We start from the raw sequence: 19,903 nt of genomic DNA, 5'->3' as shown, positions 1-19,903 counted from the left end.
TCGACCTCCTCTTTTCGGGATCATCGCGACCGGGTCCTTCGCGGAACCGGGGTTCCGGTGACCTCAGTCTTACCGGCGGTGAACCAGTACGTAACCGTCAAAAGGTAGATCGTGGGTAGGGCCGCGGCACGGCGCTCAGCCGTAGATCGCCTCGATCTCCGCCGAGAAGTCCCGCACCACCAGGTGGCGCTTCACCTTCAGCGACGGGGTGAGGTAGTCGTTCTCCACGGTGAAGTCGCCGGGCAGGATGCGGAACTCCCGGATCTGCTCCGCCCGCGAGACCGACAGGTTGGCGTCGGCGACCGCCTTGGCGATCTCCTCCTTGATCCTGGGGTGCGTGCGCAGCTCCTCGAACGGCACGTCCGCCAGCCCGTTGACCTCCTGCCACGGTCCGGCAGCCTCGACGTCGAGGGTGACCAGCGCCGCGATGAACTTGCGCCCGTCGCCGACCACCAGGCACTGGCTGACCAGGGGGTGGGCCCTGACCCGGTCCTCCAGCGGCGCCGGCGCGACGTTCTTGCCGCCCGCGGTGACCAGGATCTCCTTCTTGCGGCCGGTGATGGACAGGAAGCCGTCGTCGTCCAGGGAGCCGAGGTCGCCGGTGCGGAACCAGCCGTCCTCCAGCGCCTCCTTGGAGGCCGCCTCGTTGTTCCAGTAGCCGCGCAGCACGCCGACGCCCTTGATGAGGATCTCGCCGTCGTCGCCGATGCGCACCGAGGTGCCGGGCAGCGGCCGCCCGACCGTGCCGATCTTCAAGTGGCGCGGGGTGTTGACCGTGGCGGGGGCGGTGGTCTCGGTCAGGCCGTAGCCCTCCAGGATGGTGATGCCCACCCCGCGGAAGAAGTGGCCGAGCCGGTCGCCCAGGGCGGCGCCGCCGGAGACCGCGTGGGTGACGTTGCCGCCCACCGCCTCGCGCAGCTTGCCGTAGACGAGCTTGTCGAAGACCGCGTGCTTGACCTTCAGCCCCAGGGCGGGGCCGCCGGTGTCCAGGGCCTTGCTGTAGGCGATCGCGGTGTCCGCGGCCTTGGCGAAGATCTTGCCCTTGCCCCCGGCGGCCGCCTTCTGCTCGGCGCCGTTGTAGACCTTCTCGAAGACGCGGGGGACGGCCAGCAGGAAGGTCGGCTTGAACGAGCCGAGGTCGTCCAGCAGGTTCTTGATGTCGGGGCTGTGGCCCAGCACCACGCCGGCCTCGATCACCAGCACCTGGATCAGCCGGGCGAAGACGTGGGCCAGCGGCAGGAACAGCAGGGTGGAGCCGCCGGAGGCGCCCAGGACCTCGTCCAGCTCACCGACCTTGCCGTTGCGGCACAGCTCGGTGAAGTTGGCGTGGGTGAGCTCGCAGCCCTTGGGCCGCCCGGTGGTGCCGGAGGTGTAGATCAGCGTGGCGAGGTCGCCGCCGCGCCGGGACGTGCGGCGCTCCTCGAACTGCTCGTCGGTGACCTGCTCGCCCGCGGCGGCCAGCTCGGCCAGCCCGCCCTCGTCGATCACCCAGACCCGCTCGGCTCCGGCCTCGCGCGCGGAGGCGGCGTGCGCCGCGGTCTCGGTGACGATCCCGGCGGCGCCGGAGTCGGACAGGATCCAGGAGATCTGCTCCACCGAGGAGGTCTCGTAGACGGGGACCGTCACCGCGCCGGCGGCCCAGATCGCGTAGTCGACGACCGTCCACTCGTAGCGGGTGCGCGACAGCAGGCCCAGGCGGTCGCCGGGTTGGACGCCCAGAGCGATCAGGCCCTTGGCCACCCGTACCACCTCGTCCCTGAAGGCGCCGATGGAGACGGGCTCCCAGCCGGACGCGGACGGCCGGCGGAAGGCGATCTGACCCGGGTTGCGCGCGGCGCGTTCGAAGACCGTGTCGGTCGTCGTCACGGAGTCGGGCACTTCCACCAGGGAGGGGACGGTGAACTCGCGCACTGACTTGGTCCTTCACATGAAACGGGGCGTGGGGCGGATCGACGGTACCGCGATTTTGCTACTGGTGGGTAGGGGTAGAGCGGTCCCTTCCCGGCGGGCGGACTCCTTCCAAGATATCTCCGTAAGAGACGGAAGGCGCCTTCCCCGCGACGGCGGCCGGGAGAGAACCGGTTCCCCGTCGGAGCCCGCGGTTATGTTGGAACCATGCGGATCCATGTGGTGAGTGACGTCCACGGAAGGACGGACGCGCTCGCCCGGGCCGGGGACGGCGCTGACGCGCTGATCTGCCTGGGCGACCTGATCCTCTTCATCGACTACGAGGACCACGCGCAGGGGCTGTTCGCCGAGCTGTTCGGCCGGGAGGCCGCCGACCACTACGTGCGGCTGAGGGCGGGCCGGGAATACGAGGAGTCCAGGCGCTTCTCCCGGGAGATGTGGTCCACCCTGGACGGCGAGGCCTGGCCGCACATCGAGGCCGCCGTCCGCCGCCAGTACGCCGAGCTGTTCGCCGTGATGCCCGTTCCCTCCTACCTGACCTACGGCAACGTCGACGTGCCCGCGCTCTGGCCCGAGTACGCGCGCGAGGGGCACACCGTCCTGGACGGCCAGACCGCCGAGATCGGCGGGCTGCGCTTCGGCTTCGTCGGAGGCGGGCTGCGCACGAAGTACCGCACCCCGTACGAGATCGACGACGCCGAGTACGCCGCCAAGGTCGAGGCCGTCGGGGAGGTGGACGTCCTGTGCTGCCACATCCCCCCGGCGGTGCCCGAGCTGCTCTACGACACCGTCGCGCGGCGGTTCGAGCGCGGGAGCGAGGCGCTCCTGCGGGCGATCGAGAAGACCCAGCCGCGCTACGTGCTGTTCGGGCACGTCCACCAGCCGCTGGCCCGCCGCAGGCGCATCGGCCGCACCGAATGCGTGAACGTGGGGCACTTCCGCGCCACGGGCACGCCCTACGTCCTGCGCCTGGAAGACTGATGGCCGGCTGCAGGACCACACGAAGGGGGCGCGATGGCCGACCGGACCAGTTCCAGCATCACCATCCAGGCGGGCAAGGAGGCGATCATGGAGGTCATCGCCGACTACCCGTCGTATCCCGACTGGGCGGACGGGATCAAGTCCGCCGAGGTGCTGAGCAGGTACCCTGACGGGCGCCCCGAGCGGGTGCGGATGACGTTGTCGTCCGGGCCGATCAGCGACACCTACACCGTGCGCTGCCAGTGGTCGGGCGACGACGAGCTGCGCTGGGACCTGGCCGAGGCGGGCGCGGTGGTGACCGGGATGAACGGCAGCTACGCGCTGGCCGGGCGCACCGGAGGCGGCACCGAGGTCGTCTACGAGCTGGCCGTGGACGTCAAGATCCCCATGATCGGCATGTTCAAGCGCAAGGCGGAGAAGATAATCATTGACGCCGCTTTGAAGGGGCTGAAACGCCAGGTTGAGAAGTGACCGGCGGACCAGCCCGATACCTGCCGGTAACCATGCGAGCACGATACGGTTACCGGCCGACCATGAGGTGAGTGGAAACGAATGACCGATCAGCCTGGCCATGTACTCGATGAGGCGCTGAAGCTCTTCGATGCGGTCCGCCGGCGGATGTCCGACGACCGCGGCCGGGGGGACGTGTGGAGCGAGGCGGTCCGCGAGGACCGGCCCTCCGGCGTCTGCCCGCACGGGTGCCCGGTCTGCCGGACGATGGAGGCCGCCAAGGCGTCCGGTCCCGACGTCCTGGGCCACGTGGTCGACGCGGGCCAGTCCCTGTTCGCCGCCTTCCAGGACGTCCTCGCCGGGTACGAACGCTCCCGCGAGGCACGCCCCGAAGGGCGGGACGGAACGGGACGGGCGGATTCCGAGCCCCGAGGAGGGGGCTCCGGGACCGGCGGGGAAGACCCGCTGGACATCGGCTGACGTACGACCCGGGTGCGAGACCGCCCGGCTGGAACAGGAGGCTCGGCAATGTCGCTGACCATCGGTGTGGATGTGGGGGGTACCAAGGTCGCCGCCGGCGTGGTCGACGAGCGGGGGCGGATCCTGGAGAAGCTTCTCAGGCCCACCCCCTCCTCGGACGCCGAGGAGACCGCGAAGGTCATCGCGGGGATGGTCGACCGGCTCAAGACCGACCACGGGGACGTGGTCGCGGTCGGCCTCGGCGCGGCGGGCTTCGTCGACGAGAGCCGCTCGGTGGTGCTGTTCGCCCCCAACCTCGCCTGGCGGGACGAACCGATCAAGGACAAGGTCGAGCAGCGGGTGGGCCTGCCCGTGGTGGTGGAGAACGACGCGAACGCCATGGCCTGGGGCGAGGCGCGGTTCGGCGCGGGGCGCGGCGAGCCGTACCTGGTGTGCATCACCCTGGGCACCGGGATCGGCGGGGGCATCATCGTCGACGGCCGGCTCTACCGGGGCCGCTACGGGGTGGGCGCGGAGTTCGGGCACATGAGGGTCGTCCCGGACGGGCGGCGCTGCGGCTGCGGCAACCGGGGCTGCTGGGAGCAGTACGCCTCGGGCAACGCGCTCGCGCACGAGGCCCGCGACCTGGCCAGGGTGGCCCCCCTCCGGGCGGCCCGCATGATCGAGCTCAGCGGCGGTTCGCCCGAGCTGGTCACCGGCCTCGCGGTGTCCCAGGCCGCGCGGGAGGGCGACCCGGCCGCGCTGGAGTGCTTCCAGTCGGTCGCCGAATGGGCCGGCCAGGGCATGGCCGATCTGGCCGCCACCCTGGACCCGGGCGCGTTCATCATCGGCGGCGGCCTGTCGGCGGTCGCCGACCTGCTGCTGGAGCCGATCAGGAAGGCGTTCGCCGACGCGCTCACCGGCCACGGGTACCGCAGGCTCGCCGACGTGCGCGTCGCCGAGCTCGGCCCGGACGCCGGCATCGTCGGCGCGGCGGACCTGGCCCGGCAGTGAGGCGGCGGGCACCGCGCTGATCAGGATCCTCGGCTACAACCTCAGGTCGCTGCGGGACGATCCGGAGGCGGTGGCCCGGGTGGTGCGGGCCTGCGCGCCGGACGTGCTGTGCCTGCAGGAGGTGCCCCGCTTCGGCCGCTGGCGCGTCCGCCGTGACGCGCTGGCGGCGGCGTGCGGGATGACGGTGCTGGCGAGCCGCAGGCAGGCGGGGCTCGCGGTGCTGGGCGGCCCGAGGACGCGGCTGCTGGAGTCCGACTACCGCCTGCTGTCGTGGACGCCGCCGCTGCACCGCAGGGCGCTGGCCCTCGCCCGGATCCGGGTGGACGGGCGGCCCCTGGCGGTCGCCTCCACCCATCTGGACCTGGCGCCCGGCGCGCGGCTGCGGCACGGGATGGAGATCCTCCGACTGCTGGAGGCCTGCCCCGACCCGGTCGTGCTGGCCGGGGACTTCAACGAGGGCCCGGAAGGGCCGACGTGGCGGCTGCTGGCCGGCGTCCTCCAGGACGCGCACGCGGTCGCCCCCGAGGGAGGGGCGCCGACCTTTCCGTCGCGTGCGCCCCGCCGCAGGATCGACGCCGTTTTCGCCGACCGCGGGCTGCGGGTGCTGGGCTGCGGAGTGCCCGAGGACGCCTCCGGTGACTTTCCGCAGGCCACGGACCACTGTCCGGTGCTGGCCAGGATCGAACTTCCCTGAAGCCTTACCCGGAGGGCGAACCCCGGGTGGCTGTCGGTGAAGGAGTTCTCACCAAGGGTCCCCGGGGAAAGGGTGTGTGTTCCGCCGTTTCGTTGGGCAGATGCCGCTAAAGTCCAAAACTTAGGTAAAGGCGGAGAGGGCAGACCCTTGAAGATCCTGATCAATCTGGGCCGCGGCAAGGCCGTCACGGTGGCTGCGGGCAAACGGCAGGCGCTGGTGTTCGACAAGGAGTGGAACGACCCGGAGAAGGTCCACAGGGACGGGGCCTACGCCGACTGGCTGCCCAAGGAGTCGGCCTACCACCTGGTGACCCTGAACCTCGTCGCCGCCGGCCAGGCCGACGGGGAGAAGCTCAAGCTCACCGTCACCGAGTACGAGCGCGACAAGGACACCCGCGTCAAGGACGCGCTGGGCGAGGACAAGGTCGGCAACGGCACCACGGCGGAGTACACCCTGTCGGGCCTGATGTGGATGGACGAGAAGAAGCGCTACCGGGCCGAGGTGGAGAACTTCGGAACCACGACGGTGACCGTCGAGAAGGCCTATCTCAAGGTCGCCCGCTGACCTGGCGCCCGGCGGTGGAGCCCGTCCGCCGGCTCAGATGACGGCGCCGTCGTCGTCGCCGTCCCTGGGCTCGTCGCCCATGCGCAGCACCAGGGTCACGAAGCCGCCGATGAAGGCGGCGACGGCCAGGAACGCGGCCCAGCCCGGGGCCTGCCAGCGGAAGATCACCGTGGCCAGGATGTAGAGCGGCCCGCCGACCAGGCACAGCCAGGCGAGCCTGCTGGCGGGGTCGCCGGTCGGCAGCGGCGGTGGCGGCGGCGGCTCGTAGTGCCCCTCCTCGTCCGGTTCGGGGAACTCGTCGTCCTCCTCCTTGTCCACCCCCTCGGAGTAGTAGACGACCCGCGCGGTCGGCAGCCGGCCCGTGCTGTCCTGCCGGTCGTCCTCGGAGGCGGCCGGGCCCAGGTTCTCCTCGTCCGGCCAGGAGACGTCGGTGGGCGTCTCGCCGAACCCGGCCACGATCTCCGCGAAGATCGCGTCCTCGTCGCGTTCGGGGGGCGGCGCCACCCGGTCCCGCAGCACGCTGGAGTGCAGCAGCCGCTCGGCCTCGCCCTTCTGCGCGGCGTCCACGTGCACGTGGTCCAGGACGTCGGGGTCCTCGCCGCCGCCGGGCAGCGCGTAGGCGGCGATTCCGGCCTCGCGCAACACGGTGAGCAACTGGTCTGCGAGTTCGGGGACCAGGTCGATCAGGGGCGTGTAGGCATCCGCTGACAGCCCGTTCTCGCGGCGGTTCACTTCCTTCAACCCCTCAGGACTCCGGCGACCATCATGCGTTGAGCCTACGGTGCGAATCGTCCCACGGGGGGCAAGGGGGCGCGATCGTTCCGTCTGACCGATCCCGTGCGAAGATGTCTCCCACTTTCATCGTCGGAACAGAGCCACAGGGTTACGGAGAAGAGGCGGTCTGATGTTCTGGTGGGTGGTCAAGGCGATCGTGGGACCGCTCCTTGTGATCATCTGGCGGCCGGAGAACAGGGGCATGGAGAACGTGCCGGACGAGGGGCCGGCCATCCTGGCCAGCAACCACCTCTCGTTCGCCGACCACTTCTTCGGCCCGTGGCCGCTGCGCCGCAGGATCGTGTTCCTCGGCAAGCGCGACTACTTCACCGGCAAGGGGATCAAGGGCTGGTTCAGCCGGATGTTCTTCAGCGGCGTCGGAGTGATCCCGATCGACAGGACCGGCGGCAAGGCCAGCGAGGAGGCCCTGGCCACCGGCCTGCGGGTGCTGCGCGAGGGCAGGCTGCTGGGCATCTACCCCGAGGGCACCAGGGTGCCCGACAACCGGCTGTTCAAGGGCAAGACCGGGGTGGCCCGGCTGGCCCTGCAGGGCCGGGTGCCGGTGGTCCCGATGGCGATGATGCACACCTTCGAGCTGATGCCCGCGGGCTCCATGCCCCGGATCTTCGGCCTGCCGGGCCGGCCCGGCGTGCGGTTCGGCGAGCCGCTGGACTTCTCGGAGTACTACGGCCGGGAGGACGACCGCGAGGTGCTCCGCCTGATCACCGACAGGATCATGGCGGCCATCGGGGAGCTGTCCGGGCAGGAGTACGTCGACCGCTACGCGGCCGACGTGCGGGCCGAGCTGGCGGGCAAGGCGGCGGTGCGGAAGGACGACGACGAGGAGTGAACGTCGAGGCGGCGCTCTGGCGTGCCCTGGCGGCCTTCAGGATCGTCGCCTGCGTGTACGCGTCGGTCCTGATCGTCTCCAACCACCAGTCGTACCTGCGCCCCGCGGGCGGCTGGGCGGTCCTGGCCGTCATGGCGCTGTGGACGGCCTTCACCGTCCGCTCGTACGCCCGCCGCAGGCCGGGCCCCGCCCTGGCCGGGCTGGACCTGGTCGTCTCCGTGTCGTGCCTGCTGGCCACCGGGCTGGTGGAGAGCCAGGAGCACCTGGCCGAGGGCAGCCCGAACCTGACGGCCAGCTGGGTGGCGACGCCCGTCATGGTGTGGGCGCTGCGCGGCGGCATCCGCTGGGGCGTCGCGGCGGCGGTGCTCGTCGGGGTCCCCGACACGCTGCTGCGCTGGCTGTACGGCGGGGAGTTCCAGCAGACCACGGTCAACGGGCTGGTGCTGCTGCTGATGGCCGGGGTGGTGATCGGATACCTGGGGCGGCTGGCCCTCTACAGCCAGGAGCGCCTGGCCCGCGCGGTGGAGCTGGAGGCCGCCACCAGGGAGCGTGAGCGGCTCGCCCGCGACCTGCACGACTCGGTGCTCCAGGTGCTGGCGCTGGTGCGGCGGCGGGGGAACGAGCTGGGCGGCGAGGCCGCCGAGCTGGGCCGGCTGGCCGGGGAGCAGGAGGTGGCGCTGCGGTCGCTGATCTCCCGTCCGGCGGGCGAGCCCGAACCGGCGGGGGAGCACGACCTGCGCCCGCTGCTGGACCGGTACGCCTCGTCCTCGGTGCAGATCTCCGCTCCGGCGACCCCGGTGCGCCTGCCCGGCAGGGCCGCGGCGGAGCTGGCGGCGGCGGTGGGCGCCGCGCTCGACAACGTCTCCCGGCACTGCGGCCCGGAAACGCGGGCCTGGGTGCTGCTGGAGGACGACGGGGAGCGGGTGACGGTCAGCGTCCGCGACGACGGTCCCGGCATCCCCGAGGGGCGGCTGGAGGCGGCGGAGCGGGACGGGAGGCTGGGGTTCTCCCAGTCGGTGAGGGGCCGGGTCCGTGATCTGGGCGGCACCGTCGAGATCTTCTCCACGCCCGGCGCGGGCACGGAACTGGAACTGGTCGTCCCCCGGCCGGGCTAACACCGGTCTTAGCCCGGTGGCGACATGATCTGGGCCAGTGCGGGGTGAAGGCGTCCTTCTCCCGGCTCCCCCCGAAGCAGTTCAGGAGCGCCCGTGTCCGAGAGCCCCGATAACCCCGATAACTCCGATAAGCCGGTCGCGTCCGAGACGCCGCCCCCGGCGGCTCCGCCCGCGGCCCCGGTCCCGCCTCCGCCTTCACGGCCCGGGCGCCTCCGCGTGCTGGTGGGCGCGGTGCCGCTGGCGGTGCTCGCCTCCGGCCTGCTCGGCGGCCTGGTCGGCGGCGGGGTGGTGGCCGTCGTCGCCGACGTCGGCGATGACGACGACGACCACCGCGGCCACCACCGCGTCATGCGGTTCGACGAGGAGAGGCGGGGGGACCGGGAGCGAATGTTCCCCCGCCGGTTCCACCAGGAGGGCCCCGGCCGCTGGGAGGGTCCCCGCGGCCCCGGTGACGGCACCGCCCCGCAGCCCGTCCCGCCGCTCCCGACCCTGACGCCCACGACGCTCTCTCCCGCTCCGACGCCCTGAGAGCATGATGGTCCGGACGGGACGACGGGTCCCGCGCGGACGGGCCGACGGCGGCCGGTGAGGGAGAACGATGGCAGGGATCCGGGTGATGGTGGTCGACGATCACCCCATGTGGCGCGAGGCCGTGGCCCGCGACCTGGCCGAGGCCGGGTACGAGGTGGTGGCCACCGCGGGCGAGGGCCGCAAGGCGGTGCGGATCGCCGCGGCGGCCCGGCCGCAGGTCGCGGTCGTCGACCTGCAGCTGCCCGACATCAGCGGGGTGCAGGTCACCCGGTCCCTGCTGGCGGCCGACCCGTCGGTGCGGGTGCTGGTGCTGTCGGCCAGCGGCGAGCAGGCGGACGTCCTGGAGGCGGTCAAGGCGGGCGCCACCGGCTACCTGCTGAAGTCCGCGGCCCGCGAGGACTTCCTGGACGCGGTGGAGCGCACCTCCAGGGGCGACGCGGTCTTCACGCCGGGCCTGGCGGGTCTGGTGCTGGGCGAGTACCGCAGGCTGGCGGCGGCCCCCGTGCCCGAGCCGGACGCGCCGCGCCTGACCGAGCGGGAGACCGAGATCCTGCGGCTGGTCGCCAAGGGGCTGACCTACAAGCAGATCGCCGAACGGCTGGTGCTCTCCCACCGGACGGTGCAGAACCACGTCCAGAACACCCTCGGCAAGCTGCAGCTGCACAACCGCGTGGAATTGGTGCGGTACGCCATTGAAAAGGGACTTGATGATTAATAGCGGCGGTTAGGGAACCAGGGCGTCACCTCCGGCATCTATCTCGCTGAGAGCCCCGCGCTGATCGGGGACGAAGGAGAGAGCCATGACGGATCCGGCACCCACCTGGGGCATCAGCGGACCGAGTTTCCTCGTGCTGTTCGTCTCGGCGGCGGTGGCCCTCTCGCTGCTGGCGATCGGGCTGCGCCGCCTGTCGTCGGCGGGCCGCGCGCCCGTCCGCGAACTCCATCCCCACGAACTGGCCTACCTCGACGGCGGTCGCGCCCGCGTCGTGGCCGCGAGCCTGGCCGCCCTTCGGCTGACCGGGGCGATCAGCGCCCGGTACGGCGGGAAGCTGCGGGTGACCGGAGCCCCGGGCCCCGCGGCCGCTCCGCTGGACCACGCGGTGCTCCAGGCGATCGCCGCCAAGACCCGCTCCAAGGACCTGGCGACCCACACCTTCGTCCGGCCGCATCTGGACCACCTGCGCGACACCCTGGCGGCCGAGGGCCTGCTGAACGGGCCCGGAGCCAGGGCGCGGACCAGGCTGGCCGCCCTTCCGCTGCTGCTCCTGCTGGTGCTGGGCGTGCTCAGGATCGGTGCGGGGCTGCAGAACGACAAGCCGGTCGGCTTCCTGATCTTCCTCGTCATCTGCGTCGTCCCGGTCGCCGGATGGCTGCTGCTGAGCGCCCCGGAGCGGACCGGGGCGGCGACGCGGGCGCTGCGGGACGTCCGGAGGCGCAACGAGGCGCTGCGCCCCTCCTCCTCCCCGAACTGGCCGGCTTACGGGCCCCAGGCCGCGGCGCTGAGCGTCGCGGTGTTCGGAGCCCAGGCGCTGGTGGTCATGGACCCGGAGTTCGCCTCGGCCGCCGAGGTCCAGCGCCATTTCGCGCAGTCGACGGCCTCCTCGGGCTCCTCCTACTCCGACGGCGGCTCCTCCGACGGCGGCTCCTCGGACGGAGGCGGAGGCGGCGGCGGGTGCGGCGGCGGCGGATGCGGCGGGTGACCGCCCCCGGCGTCGGCATCGGCTGGCGTCCTCCGCTCGCGCGGTTCGTGGCGGAGCTGCCGGGCCTGGCCTTCACCGAGGTGATCGCCGAGTCCCTGCACCGGCCCGACCCCGCGCTGCTGGCGCTGCGGGACCGGGGGGTGCCGGTCGTCCCGCACGGGGTGCGGCTGTCGCTCGGCGGAGCCGAACCCGTCGCGCCCGAGAGGGTCTCCCACCTGGCGCACTGCGCCGAACTGCTGGACGCCCCGCTGGTCAGCGAGCACGTCGCGTTCGTGCGCGCGGGCGGCCTGGAGGCGGGGCACCTGCTGCCGGTGCCGCGCACCCGCGACGCGCTGGACGCGCTGGCCCGCAACATCCGCCTCACCCGGGCGGAGCTGGACGTGCCGCTGGCGGTCGAGCCGATCGCGGCGCTCTTCGACTGGCCCGACGACGAGTACACCGAAGGCGACTTCCTCACCGAGCTCCTCGACCGGACCGGCGCGCTGCTCCTGCTGGACGTGGCCAACGTGTACGCCAACGCGCGCAACCGGGCCCGTGACCCGATCGAGGCGCTGGAGTCCCTCCCGCTCGACCGCGTCGCCTACTGCCATGTGGCGGGCGGCGGCGAACACGACGGGTACTACCACGACACCCACACCCACGCGCTGCCCGAGGAGGTGCTCGCGCTGGTCGCCGAGACGGAGAAGCGGCTCGGCCCGGCCGAGGGGAGGCTGGGGCACCTGCTGGAGCGCGACGGGAGGTATCCGCCCGCCGCCGAGCTGAGGGCGGAACTCGACGCCGTCGCCGACGCGGCCGCGATGGCGCGGATCACATGAGCCCCGAGCCGGCGGGCCCCTCCTTCGGCGACCTCGCCGCACGCCAGGAGGCGCTGGTCCGCGCGCTGGTGGCCGGAGCGCCGCTGCCCGCGGGCTTCGACGCGGCGCGGGTCGGCGCCGCGGCCCGCGCGCTGAGGGACAAGCGGTTCGGAGAGGTCGGGCGGGTCTGGCCGTCCCTGCTGCCCTACCGCAGGGAGTTCCTCGCGTGGGCCGAAGGCAGGCCGTCGGCGGGCCCGTCGCGGGACGGCCGGGAGTTCGCCCGCGCGCACCGCCGGCTGCTGGACCCGGAGGCCGCGACCGCGCTGGCCGTCTGCGAGGCGCTGTGGCGGGACGAGGACGAGCCCCGCAGGCGTCGCGGCCCGGCGGTGCGCAGGGCCCCCGGAGGCCTGGTCATGGCGTTCGCCGGGCGGGTGGTCACTCTCCGTAGACGCCGGTTAGGGTCGGGAGGAGAGCCGCGGGACTCACGGCGCGTGCTGGACGAAGGGGGCTTCATGCGAATCGGAGTGCTCACCGGCGGAGGCGACTGCCCGGGGCTCAACGCCGCGATCCGGGGGATGGTGCACCGGGGCGTGAAGGGGTTCGGCGACGTGTTCACGGGATTCCGCGACGGCTGGCGCGGCCCCCTCGAACGCGACGCCGCGCCACTGGATCTGGAGGCCGTCGACGGCATCCTGCCGCTCGGCGGGACGATCCTCGGCTCCTCGCGCACCAACCCGCTGAAGACCGGCGGCGGGATCGACCGCATCCGGGAGAACCTCGCGGCGCTGGAGGTGGACGCCCTGATCGCCGTCGGCGGGGAGGACACCCTGGGCGTGGCCCTGGCCCTGCACGAGGCGGGGGTGCCGGTGGTCGGCGTGCCCAAGACCATCGACAACGACCTCAGCGGCACCGACTACACCTTCGGGTTCGACACCGCCGTCGGCATCGCCGTCGAGGCCGCCGACCGGTTGCGGACCACGGCGGAGAGCCACCACCGGACGCTGATCTGCGAGGTGATGGGGAGGCACGCCGGGTGGATCGCGCTGCACTCCGGCATGGCCTCGGGCGCGGCCGCCGTCCTGGTGCCGGAGAGGCCGTTCGACCTTGACGAGGTCACCGCGCACGTCGAGGCGCGGTTCCAGGCCGGGCACGCGCCGGTCCTGGTCGTCTCCGAGGGTGCCCGCCCGGTCGAGGGCTCGCTGGAACTGCAGACGGGCGAACGCGACGCCTTCGGGCACGTGCGGCTCGGCGGCGTCGGGGAGCGGCTGGCCGGGGAGCTCGAGCGGCGCACCGGCCGGGAGGCGCGCTCCGTCGTCCTGGGCCACCTCCAGCGCGGCGGGCCGCCCAGCGCGTTCGACCGGGTGCTGGCCACCCGGTTCGGGCTGCACGCGGTCGACGCCGTCCACGCGGGGGAGTACGGCGCGATGGTGGCGCTGCGCGGCACCGGCATCGTGCGGGTGGGCCTCGCCGAGGCCGTCGGCACGCTCAAGACCGTCCCGCCGGAGCGGTACGCGGAGGCCGGGGTCTTCTTCGGCTGACGGGCCCCGCGGGGGCGGCGAGCGGAGGATCACCAAGGGATCATGGTTTAACGGGTCGAAGTGCTGCCCCCGATGGGCGACACTGAGAACGTTCCCCGCAACGTCTGACGGAGGTTTGATCATGCCCCTGGCGCCCGCCGCCGGTGAGCCGTGCGTGCTGCTCAAGCTCGGCGAGATCGTCCTGAAGGGCAAGAACCGCCACCAGTTCGAGCAGCGGCTGCAGAGCAACATCCGCAAGGCGCTCGCCTCCACCGGGATCGGCGTCGACCTGTGGCAGCGCTCCGGAGTGGTCATCATCCGCGCGGGCAGCGGCCTGGCCGAGGACGTCGAGAAGCTCGCCCGGCGGCTCGAGGACGTCATGGGCATCGTCATCGTGCACCGCGCCCAGCGGGTGCCCAAGGACGTGGAGTCGATGACCGAGGCGGCGCTGGAGGCGGTGGCCCAGCACCCGGCGACGGCCCGCGGCGGCAGCTTCGCGGTGCGCCCGCGCCGCCGCGACAAGCGCTTCCCCATCACCTCCTCCGAGATCGGCATCTCGGTCGGCTCGGCGATCAACGTCAAGTTCGGGCTCCCGGTGAACCTGAAGAACCCCGACATCACCGTCTCCATCGAGGTCGACCGCGACGAGGTGTTCGTCTACACCGAGGGCGCGCACGGGCAGGGCGGCCTGCCGGTGGGCTCCAGCGGCCGCGGCCTGGTGCTGATGTCCGGCGGCATCGACTCGCCGGTCGCCGCCTACCGGATGATGCGGCGCGGCCTGCGGGTGGACTACCTGCACTTCTCCGGCATGCCCTTCACCGGCCCGGAGTCGATCTACAAGGCCTACGCGCTGGTGCGCGAGCTCGACAAGTTCCAGGGCGACTCCCGGCTGTTCGTCGTGCCGTTCGGCAAGGCGCAGCAGCAGATCAAGTCGGCCGGCGAGGACCGGCTGGCGATCGTCGCCCAGCGGCGGCTGATGCTCAAGACCGCCGAGATCGTCGCCGAGCGCCGCCGCGGCGGCGCGCTCATCACCGGCGACTCCCTCGGCCAGGTGGCCAGCCAGACCCTGATCAACATGACCGCGCTGGACGACGCCGTGGACCTGCCGATCCTGCGCCCGCTGGTCGGCCTGGACAAGTCCGAGATCATGGACCAGGCGCGCCGGATCTCCACCCTGGCCATCTCCGAGCTGCCCGACGAGGACTGCTGCTCCATGCTGGCCCCCCGCCGGCCCGAGACCGCGGCGCGCATCGCCGACCTGCGGCAGATCGAGAAGCGGCTGGACGCCGAGGAGCTGGCCGAGCAGCTCGCCGACTCGGTGCAGGAGCACCGGCCGGTCTACGGCTCGGACTGATCCGGCACGGGCCGGCTCCGGCCGGTCGGGCCTGAGCCGCTCCGGCACGGGCCGCCCGGGCTCCGGGCGGCCTCAGTCGTCGATGAACCCCTCGGCGCGCAGCTGGAGGGCCAGCACCTCGACGGGCGGGTCCGGGTCGAAGTCCGAGGGCCGGGGCGGCTCGGGGCCGTCCTCGCCGAACCGCGCCACCTTCTCCAGCCGGATGATGCGGAAGCGGCGCCCCCGCACGTCCAGTGTGTCGAGCCTGGCGGCGATCAGCCGCCGGGCGGCCTCCTCGTAGGCGGTCCTGGTGGCGTCGTCGACGCGCTCCACCGCGGGCGCCACCTGCTGGAGGTACTCCGCGAGGCACTCGCGGGCGCGCTGCGGGGTGGGACAGGCGGCGGTCGCCGAGCGCCACCCGTCGTTCAGGTACTCGGCGACGGAGAACGCGGGGGCCATGGCGACGGGGACGGGGTGGGAGACCGTCGCCCGCCGGGCGTCGGCCCTGGTCTGCTCGTTCAGGACGCCCGGGTACTCGATGGCCTCGGCGAACCGCACGGCGAGCTCGGCGGGCTCGCTCTGCGCCCCGGCGGCGGGGAGGCGGAGCACCTCGGGCCGGTGCGGCGGGGGAGTGCGCGGGTCGGGGTCGGTGGGCCGCGGCGTTTCGGGCTCGCCGAGGTTCATCCGCAGCACCTGCTCGACCCGGATGATCCGGAACCTGCGGCCCGCCACGGCGAACTCGTCGTGGCGCTCCCAGTCCAGGACGCGGGCCGCGGCGAGGTAGGGGGCGGGGTCGGCGGCGGTCCTGGCCTCCATCCGCAGGTGGCCCGCGAGGTCGTCGCGGGAGCACTGCGGGGTGGCCTCGCCCAGGCTGACCACCCGCCAGTCCTCGCCGACCTGCTCGGCGAACCCGAACATGGGACCGGCCAGGACGGTCAGCGGGTAGTCGCGCCGGGCCCGCCGGGCGTCCTGCTCGACGAGCGCCTGCACCGGATCGGCGGAGGTCAGCTCCCGCAGGCCTTGTTCCAGGGCCTCGTCCTCATGGGGCATGCCTGACATGCTCCCTGCCCTTACCGTATTTTCGCAGCTTCTTACGGGATTGCGCACAGGATCCCGCTTCCCGGACCGGGGCGGGGGAAAATCCTCAACCCGGAATAAGGATCTTCATACCGGAGGCGTCCGGGCGCGCGATCGGTTTCGCGTGCCCGGACGGTGTTCCTCACACCGGAACGGTCCTCACACGGGAACGGTGTCGGCGGGGACGGCCGGCGCGGCGGTGAGCTCGCGGCCCACGACCGGCGGCAGGACGCGGACGAGCTCCGCGAGCTCGGCGAGGTCCTCCCGGACCAGGGCCTGGGGTCCGTCGCACAGGGCGGTCTCGGGGCTGGGGTGCACGTCGATGATGACGCCGTCGGCGCCGATCGCGACGGCCGCGCGGGTCAGCGGGAGCACCAGGTCGCGGTGGCCGCCGGAGTGGGACGGGTCCACGATCACCGGCAGGTGCGACAGACGCTGGGCGACCGGGACCGCGGAGATGTCCAAGGTGTTGCGGGTCGCCTTCTCGAAGGTGCGGATGCCGCGCTCGCACAGGACGATGTCGAGGTTGCCGCGCTGGGCGACGTACTCGGCGGACATCAGCCACTCCTCGATGGTCCCGCTCATGCCGCGCTTGATCATGACGGGCCTGCCCGCCTCGCCGACGGCCTGGAGCAGCGCGAAGTTCTGGGTGTTGCGGGTGCCGATCTGCAGCATGTCGGCGTACTCGGCGACCAGCTCCACGTCGCGGGCGTCGACGACCTCGGTGACGATCGGGAGGCCGGTCTCGGCCCTGACGTCCGCGAGGATCCGCAGTCCGGCCTCGCCGAGGCCCTGGAAGGCGTAAGGGGAGGTGCGGGGCTTGAAGGCGCCGCCGCGCAGCAGGGAGGCACCGGCGGACCGCGCCATGAGGGCGGCCTCCAGGGTCTGCTCGTGGGTCTCCACGGCGCAGGGGCCGGCGATCAGCGTCATGGTGCCGGGGCCGATCGGGACGCCGCCGACGCGCACGACCGAGCGCTCGGCGTGGTTCTCGCGGCTGACCAGCTTGTAGGGGGCACTGATGCGGACCACTTCCGCGACGCCGCGCTGGCCGCCCAGGTTGAGGGTCTCGAAGTGCCCGGCGTCGCCGATCAGGCCGACGATGGTGCGGTTGACGCCGCGGCTGACGAACGCCTCGCCGCCCGCCGACTCGACGAGCGAGACGACGTTGTCCACATCGGACCGGGTGGCCTCGGGGGCCATGACGACGACCATGTGTCTCTCCTCAGAGTGCGTGGGAACGCGAAAAAGCCCCGGGCATCGATGCCCGGGGCTCTGGTGAAGTAGGTCAGCGCAGCGTGCGGCCGACGATCACCCTGCCGGGCTCGCCATACCAAAAGAAGTAAACGACGCTACGCACGAGAAACAGAGTAGGGCATGCTCGTGCGGACTTCGTACATCGGGGGCTGGAATCCTGGCCGGGTCCGAAGGATGGCAGGATGGGCGGGAACATGACCCCTCCAGAGAAACCCTTGCCGCCGGGGCAGTACGTGCCCCGGGGATTTCCGGTGCTGCACTACGGGCCGGTTCCGAGATTCCGTCCGGAGAAATGGGACTTCAGGGTCTTCGGACCCACCGCCGACGGAGTGGAGGCCCGCTGGGACTGGGACGGGTTCCAGAAGCTCCCCAGCACCCGGGTCGTCGCCGATTTCCACTGCGTCACCAAGTTCACGATCCCCGACAACCTCTGGGAGGGCGTGACCGGGAGCACCCTGCTGGAGCTGGCGCCCCCCCACCCGGACGTCACCCACGTCATGCTCTGGGCCGAGTACGGCTACAGCGCCAACATCCGGCTGGAGGACCTGGCCGAGGGCGGGACGGTCTTCGCCACCCACCACAACGGCGAGCCGCTCACCGCCGACCACGGCTTCCCCGTCCGGGCGGTCGTCTCGCACCTGTACGGCTGGAAGAGCGTGAAGTGGGCCCGGGGCATCGAGTACCTCGTCGACGACCGCCGCGGCTTCTGGGAGGAGCGCGGCTACCACAACACCGCCGACCCCTGGCTCGAGCAGCGGTACTCCTACCAGGAGGAATGAGGGCGCGGCGCGCCGGGAGCGGCCTCCCGGGTGATCAAAACATAGTCACCTGGTGAAAGCGATTGCACGCGCAGCGTGAGAGCGGGAAGGTCCTCTCATGCTTCGTGTCCTCGCAGTCGACGACGAACCGCCCGCCCTCGACGAACTGGTCCGCCTGCTGCGCGCCGACCCCCGGGTCGAACGGGTGGCCAGGGCCGCCGATCCGACGGAGGCGCTGAGCGGGCTGAGCCGCATGGTCTCCGGCGACGACCGGCTGGACGCGGTCTTCCTGGACGTGCGCATGCCCGGCCTGGACGGGCTCGACTTCACCCGCCTGCTGTCGGGGTTCGCCGCGCCGCCCGTCGTGGTCTTCGTGACCGCGTACGAGGACGGCGCCGTCACGGCCTTCGACCTCGGCGCCGTGGACTACCTGCTGAAGCCGGTGCGGCCCGAGCGGCTGGCCGAGGCCGTCCGGCGGGTGGAGCGGGCGGTGCGGCGCGTTGCCGAGGCGGCCCCCGCGCCGGACGAGGTGATCCCGGTGGAGCTCGGCGGCAGGACCCGCATGGTCAGCCGCTCGGCGGTCACGCACGTGGAGGCGCAGGGCGACTACGTCCGCCTGCACACGGTCGGCGACGGGACGGGGTACCTGGTCCGCATCCCGCTGACGGCCCTGGCCCGGCGCTGGGAGGGGGCGGGGTTCATCCGGATCCACCGCAGCACGCTCGTGGCGTCCGCGCACATCGAGGAACTGCGGTTCGACTCGGGCCGCGCCTCGGTCCGGGTGGGGGGCTCGGTGCTTCCGGTGAGCCGCCGGCACACCCGTCAGGTGCGGGATCTGCTGGTGCGCGGTTTCAAGTCGGCTCCCCGCTGAGCCGGACGGGCGTGAACCCCGGGGCCGGTGGGACGGCTCACCACCCTGCCTGAGCCGTTCGTCTTGCGGAATCGACCGTTCATCCAGCGGCTACTCTACGTACATCGCTGACTACAGACCGTTGGTCGCGAGGGGGTTGCCGGGATCTGCTCACGGAGCCTTCCGGTGCCTATTGTTCTCTTCAGCAAGACGATTCTGGAGGTCCTCCAAAGGCCCGGGGCTTTAGCTCTCGGGACGGGAGGGTCACAGCTGCCGGATCCCGTACCGGGGGGGTGGGATCCGGTGGTGATGGCTCAGGCGTCGAGCGGACAGTCGGGGGGTTGTCCGTCTCGGCGCCTGAGCGTTTTTCGGGGCCCTCGCGGGACCGGGCGACGAGCCCGGCCGCGGGGGCCCTCTCTCAGCCCCGCAGCAGCTTCAGCACGTCGATGTCGGCCTTGTGCGGCTCGGCGGAGCGGCCCGGCGTCTCGATGATGAACGGCACCCCGGCCACCGCGGGATGCCCCAGCAGCTCGGCGAACGGCCGCTCGCCTATGTGGCCCTTGCCGATGTTCTCGTGCCGGTCCTTGCGGGAGCCGCACACGTCCTTGGAGTCGTTGGCGTGGATCAGCTTCAGCCTGTCCTCGCCGACGGTCTCGACCAGCGCGTCCAGGGTGTCGGCCACGCCCTTCTCCGCGGTCAGGTCGTGGCCCGCGGCGAAGGCGTGGCAGGTGTCCAGGCAGACCCCGAGCAGCGGGTGGTGCTCCAGCGCCTCGAAGTAGGGGCCGAGCTGGTCGACGGTGGCGCACAGCATCGCGCCCTGCCCCGCCATCGGCTCCAGCAGCAGGCCGGGCGCGTCCTCGGGCAGCGACTCCAGCAGCGGCAGCAGCCGCTCGTGGATCTGGGCCATCGCCGCCTCCACCGGCTGGGTGACCGCCGAGCCGGTGTGCACCACCACGCCCAGCGCGCCGATCGCGGCGGCCCGCTCCATCGCGTGCTCGACCGAGGAGATGGACTTCTCCAGGGTCTCGGGGTTGGGCGAGCCGAAGTTCACCAGGTAGGAGGCGTGCACGTAGACGGGCAGCTCCGACTCCCGCAGCAGGGCGTCCTCCTCGGGCTTGCTGGCGCTCTGCGCCCAGCCGCGGGGGTTGCTGACGAAGACCTGGAGGGCCTCGGCCCCGATCTCCGCCGCGTACTTCAGTCCTCCGGTGCCGAGCCCTCCGGCCACCGGTACGTGTGCCCCGATGGGGCTTGGCTGCGTGCTCATGATGGGGCAAGGGTAG

General features: G+C 72.4%; 21 protein-coding genes and 1 pseudogene. 17 read left to right on the top strand and 5 right to left on the bottom strand.

Features of this window, described 5'->3' with window-relative positions; genetic code table 11:
- Positions 1–135: 135 nt before the first annotated feature.
- Positions 136–1,911: an AMP-dependent synthetase/ligase gene (locus ABD327_RS25495; protein WP_344453462.1), complete on the bottom strand. Its 1,776-nt coding sequence runs from the start codon at positions 1,909–1,911 to the stop codon at positions 136–138.
- Between the two features lie 204 nt (positions 1,912–2,115).
- Here ABD327_RS25495 and ABD327_RS25490 point away from each other — a divergent pair, with 204 nt between their 5' ends.
- The 6 genes from ABD327_RS25490 (at position 2,116) to ABD327_RS25465 (ending at position 6,070) form a co-directional block, all read left to right on the top strand.
- Complete coding sequence (locus ABD327_RS25490) at positions 2,116–2,889, top strand: metallophosphoesterase family protein (protein ID WP_344453459.1); 774 nt, start codon at positions 2,116–2,118, stop codon at positions 2,887–2,889.
- 33 nt (positions 2,890–2,922) lie between these two features.
- Positions 2,923–3,360 (top strand): SRPBCC family protein, encoded by a 438-nt coding sequence (locus ABD327_RS25485; protein WP_344453457.1) that lies wholly within the window; start codon positions 2,923–2,925, stop codon positions 3,358–3,360.
- 81 nt (positions 3,361–3,441) lie between these two features.
- Entirely contained in the window at positions 3,442–3,819 is a 378-nt protein-coding gene (locus ABD327_RS25480) for a DUF5304 family protein (protein ID WP_344453455.1), read from the top strand.
- 48 nt (positions 3,820–3,867) lie between these two features.
- Entirely contained in the window at positions 3,868–4,812 is a 945-nt protein-coding gene (locus tag ABD327_RS25475) for an ROK family glucokinase (RefSeq protein WP_344453453.1), read from the top strand.
- Positions 4,813–4,828: 16 nt separating this feature from the next.
- Positions 4,829–5,506 (top strand): endonuclease/exonuclease/phosphatase family protein, encoded by a 678-nt coding sequence (locus ABD327_RS25470; protein WP_344453563.1) that lies wholly within the window; start codon positions 4,829–4,831, stop codon positions 5,504–5,506.
- Between the two features lie 147 nt (positions 5,507–5,653).
- Entirely contained in the window at positions 5,654–6,070 is a 417-nt protein-coding gene (locus tag ABD327_RS25465; RefSeq protein ID WP_344453451.1) for a hypothetical protein, read from the top strand.
- 33 nt (positions 6,071–6,103) lie between these two features.
- Here the strand turns inward: ABD327_RS25465 and ABD327_RS25460 are convergent, their stop codons facing one another.
- Positions 6,104–6,802 carry a hypothetical protein gene (locus ABD327_RS25460; protein WP_344453449.1) on the bottom strand — a complete coding sequence of 233 codons (699 nt, stop codon included), beginning with the start codon at positions 6,800–6,802 and terminating at the stop codon, positions 6,104–6,106.
- 172 nt (positions 6,803–6,974) lie between these two features.
- On the opposite strand from ABD327_RS25460, the gene ABD327_RS25455 reads away from it, so the two are divergent.
- The 9 genes and pseudogenes from ABD327_RS25455 to thiI all read left to right on the top strand — a co-directional run bounded on the left by ABD327_RS25455 (position 6,975) and on the right by thiI (position 14,705).
- A complete protein-coding gene (locus ABD327_RS25455) occupies positions 6,975–7,694 on the top strand; it encodes a lysophospholipid acyltransferase family protein (RefSeq protein WP_344453447.1) in 720 nt (239 codons plus the stop codon).
- Entirely contained in the window at positions 7,691–8,809 is a 1,119-nt protein-coding gene (macS, locus tag ABD327_RS25450) for a MacS family sensor histidine kinase (protein WP_344453444.1), read from the top strand. Before ABD327_RS25455 ends, macS begins: the two co-directional genes overlap by 4 nt.
- 93 nt (positions 8,810–8,902) lie before the next feature.
- Positions 8,903–9,337 carry a hypothetical protein gene (locus ABD327_RS25445; protein ID WP_344453442.1) on the top strand — a complete coding sequence of 145 codons (435 nt, stop codon included), beginning with the start codon at positions 8,903–8,905 and terminating at the stop codon, positions 9,335–9,337.
- A gap of 88 nt (positions 9,338–9,425) precedes the next feature.
- Positions 9,426–10,055 carry a response regulator gene (locus ABD327_RS25440; protein WP_344453440.1) on the top strand — a complete coding sequence of 210 codons (630 nt, stop codon included), beginning with the start codon at positions 9,426–9,428 and terminating at the stop codon, positions 10,053–10,055.
- Between the two features lie 85 nt (positions 10,056–10,140).
- Positions 10,141–11,040 carry a TIGR04222 domain-containing membrane protein gene (locus tag ABD327_RS25435; RefSeq protein ID WP_344453439.1) on the top strand — a complete coding sequence of 300 codons (900 nt, stop codon included), beginning with the start codon at positions 10,141–10,143 and terminating at the stop codon, positions 11,038–11,040.
- Positions 11,037–11,855, top strand: coding sequence for an MbnB/TglH/ChrH family RiPP precursor modification enzyme (locus ABD327_RS25430; protein WP_344453436.1), 819 nt, complete (start codon positions 11,037–11,039; stop codon positions 11,853–11,855). The genes ABD327_RS25435 and ABD327_RS25430 overlap by 4 nt, the downstream gene beginning before the upstream one ends.
- Positions 11,852–12,115 (top strand): annotated as a pseudogene (locus ABD327_RS37575) (SCO6045 C-terminal-like domain-containing protein); the annotation flags it as partial. The gene ABD327_RS25430 and the pseudogene ABD327_RS37575, both read left to right, overlap by 4 nt.
- A gap of 231 nt (positions 12,116–12,346) precedes the next feature.
- Positions 12,347–13,372, top strand: coding sequence for a 6-phosphofructokinase (locus ABD327_RS25425; protein ID WP_344453561.1), 1,026 nt, complete (start codon positions 12,347–12,349; stop codon positions 13,370–13,372).
- Positions 13,373–13,493: 121 nt separating this feature from the next.
- The gene (gene thiI / locus ABD327_RS25420; protein ID WP_344453434.1) at positions 13,494–14,705 is read left to right on the top strand and encodes a tRNA uracil 4-sulfurtransferase ThiI; all 1,212 of its coding nucleotides are present in this window, start codon (positions 13,494–13,496) and stop codon (positions 14,703–14,705) included.
- A gap of 72 nt (positions 14,706–14,777) precedes the next feature.
- On the opposite strand, the gene ABD327_RS25415 is transcribed toward thiI, so the two are convergent.
- Together ABD327_RS25415 and aroF are read right to left on the bottom strand one after the other, a co-directional pair.
- A complete protein-coding gene (locus tag ABD327_RS25415; RefSeq protein WP_344453432.1) occupies positions 14,778–15,734 on the bottom strand; it encodes a DUF5954 family protein in 957 nt (318 codons plus the stop codon).
- Positions 15,735–15,920: 186 nt separating this feature from the next.
- Entirely contained in the window at positions 15,921–16,973 is a 1,053-nt protein-coding gene (aroF, locus tag ABD327_RS25410; RefSeq protein ID WP_344453430.1) for a 3-deoxy-7-phosphoheptulonate synthase, read from the bottom strand.
- A 236-nt stretch (positions 16,974–17,209) separates the two neighbouring features.
- Between aroF and ABD327_RS25405 the strand changes: the two genes are divergently transcribed.
- Entirely contained in the window at positions 17,210–17,794 is a 585-nt protein-coding gene (locus tag ABD327_RS25405) for a sulfite oxidase-like oxidoreductase (RefSeq protein WP_344453428.1), read from the top strand.
- Between the two features lie 97 nt (positions 17,795–17,891).
- Positions 17,892–18,644 carry a LytR/AlgR family response regulator transcription factor gene (locus ABD327_RS25400; protein WP_344453426.1) on the top strand — a complete coding sequence of 251 codons (753 nt, stop codon included), beginning with the start codon at positions 17,892–17,894 and terminating at the stop codon, positions 18,642–18,644.
- Positions 18,645–19,041: 397 nt separating this feature from the next.
- Here ABD327_RS25400 and ABD327_RS25395 read toward each other — a convergent pair whose 3' ends face one another.
- Positions 19,042–19,887 (bottom strand): deoxyribonuclease IV, encoded by an 846-nt coding sequence (locus ABD327_RS25395; protein WP_344453424.1) that lies wholly within the window; start codon positions 19,885–19,887, stop codon positions 19,042–19,044.
- Positions 19,888–19,903: the final 16 nt, after the last annotated feature.

This window comes from Actinocorallia aurantiaca (genome assembly GCF_039533685.1).
In the GTDB taxonomy this organism is placed as follows: Bacteria; Actinomycetota; Actinomycetes; order Streptosporangiales; family Streptosporangiaceae; genus Actinocorallia; species Actinocorallia aurantiaca.
Note: the sequence above shows the minus strand (reverse complement) of the source record. Positions and strands in the feature narration are given on the sequence as shown.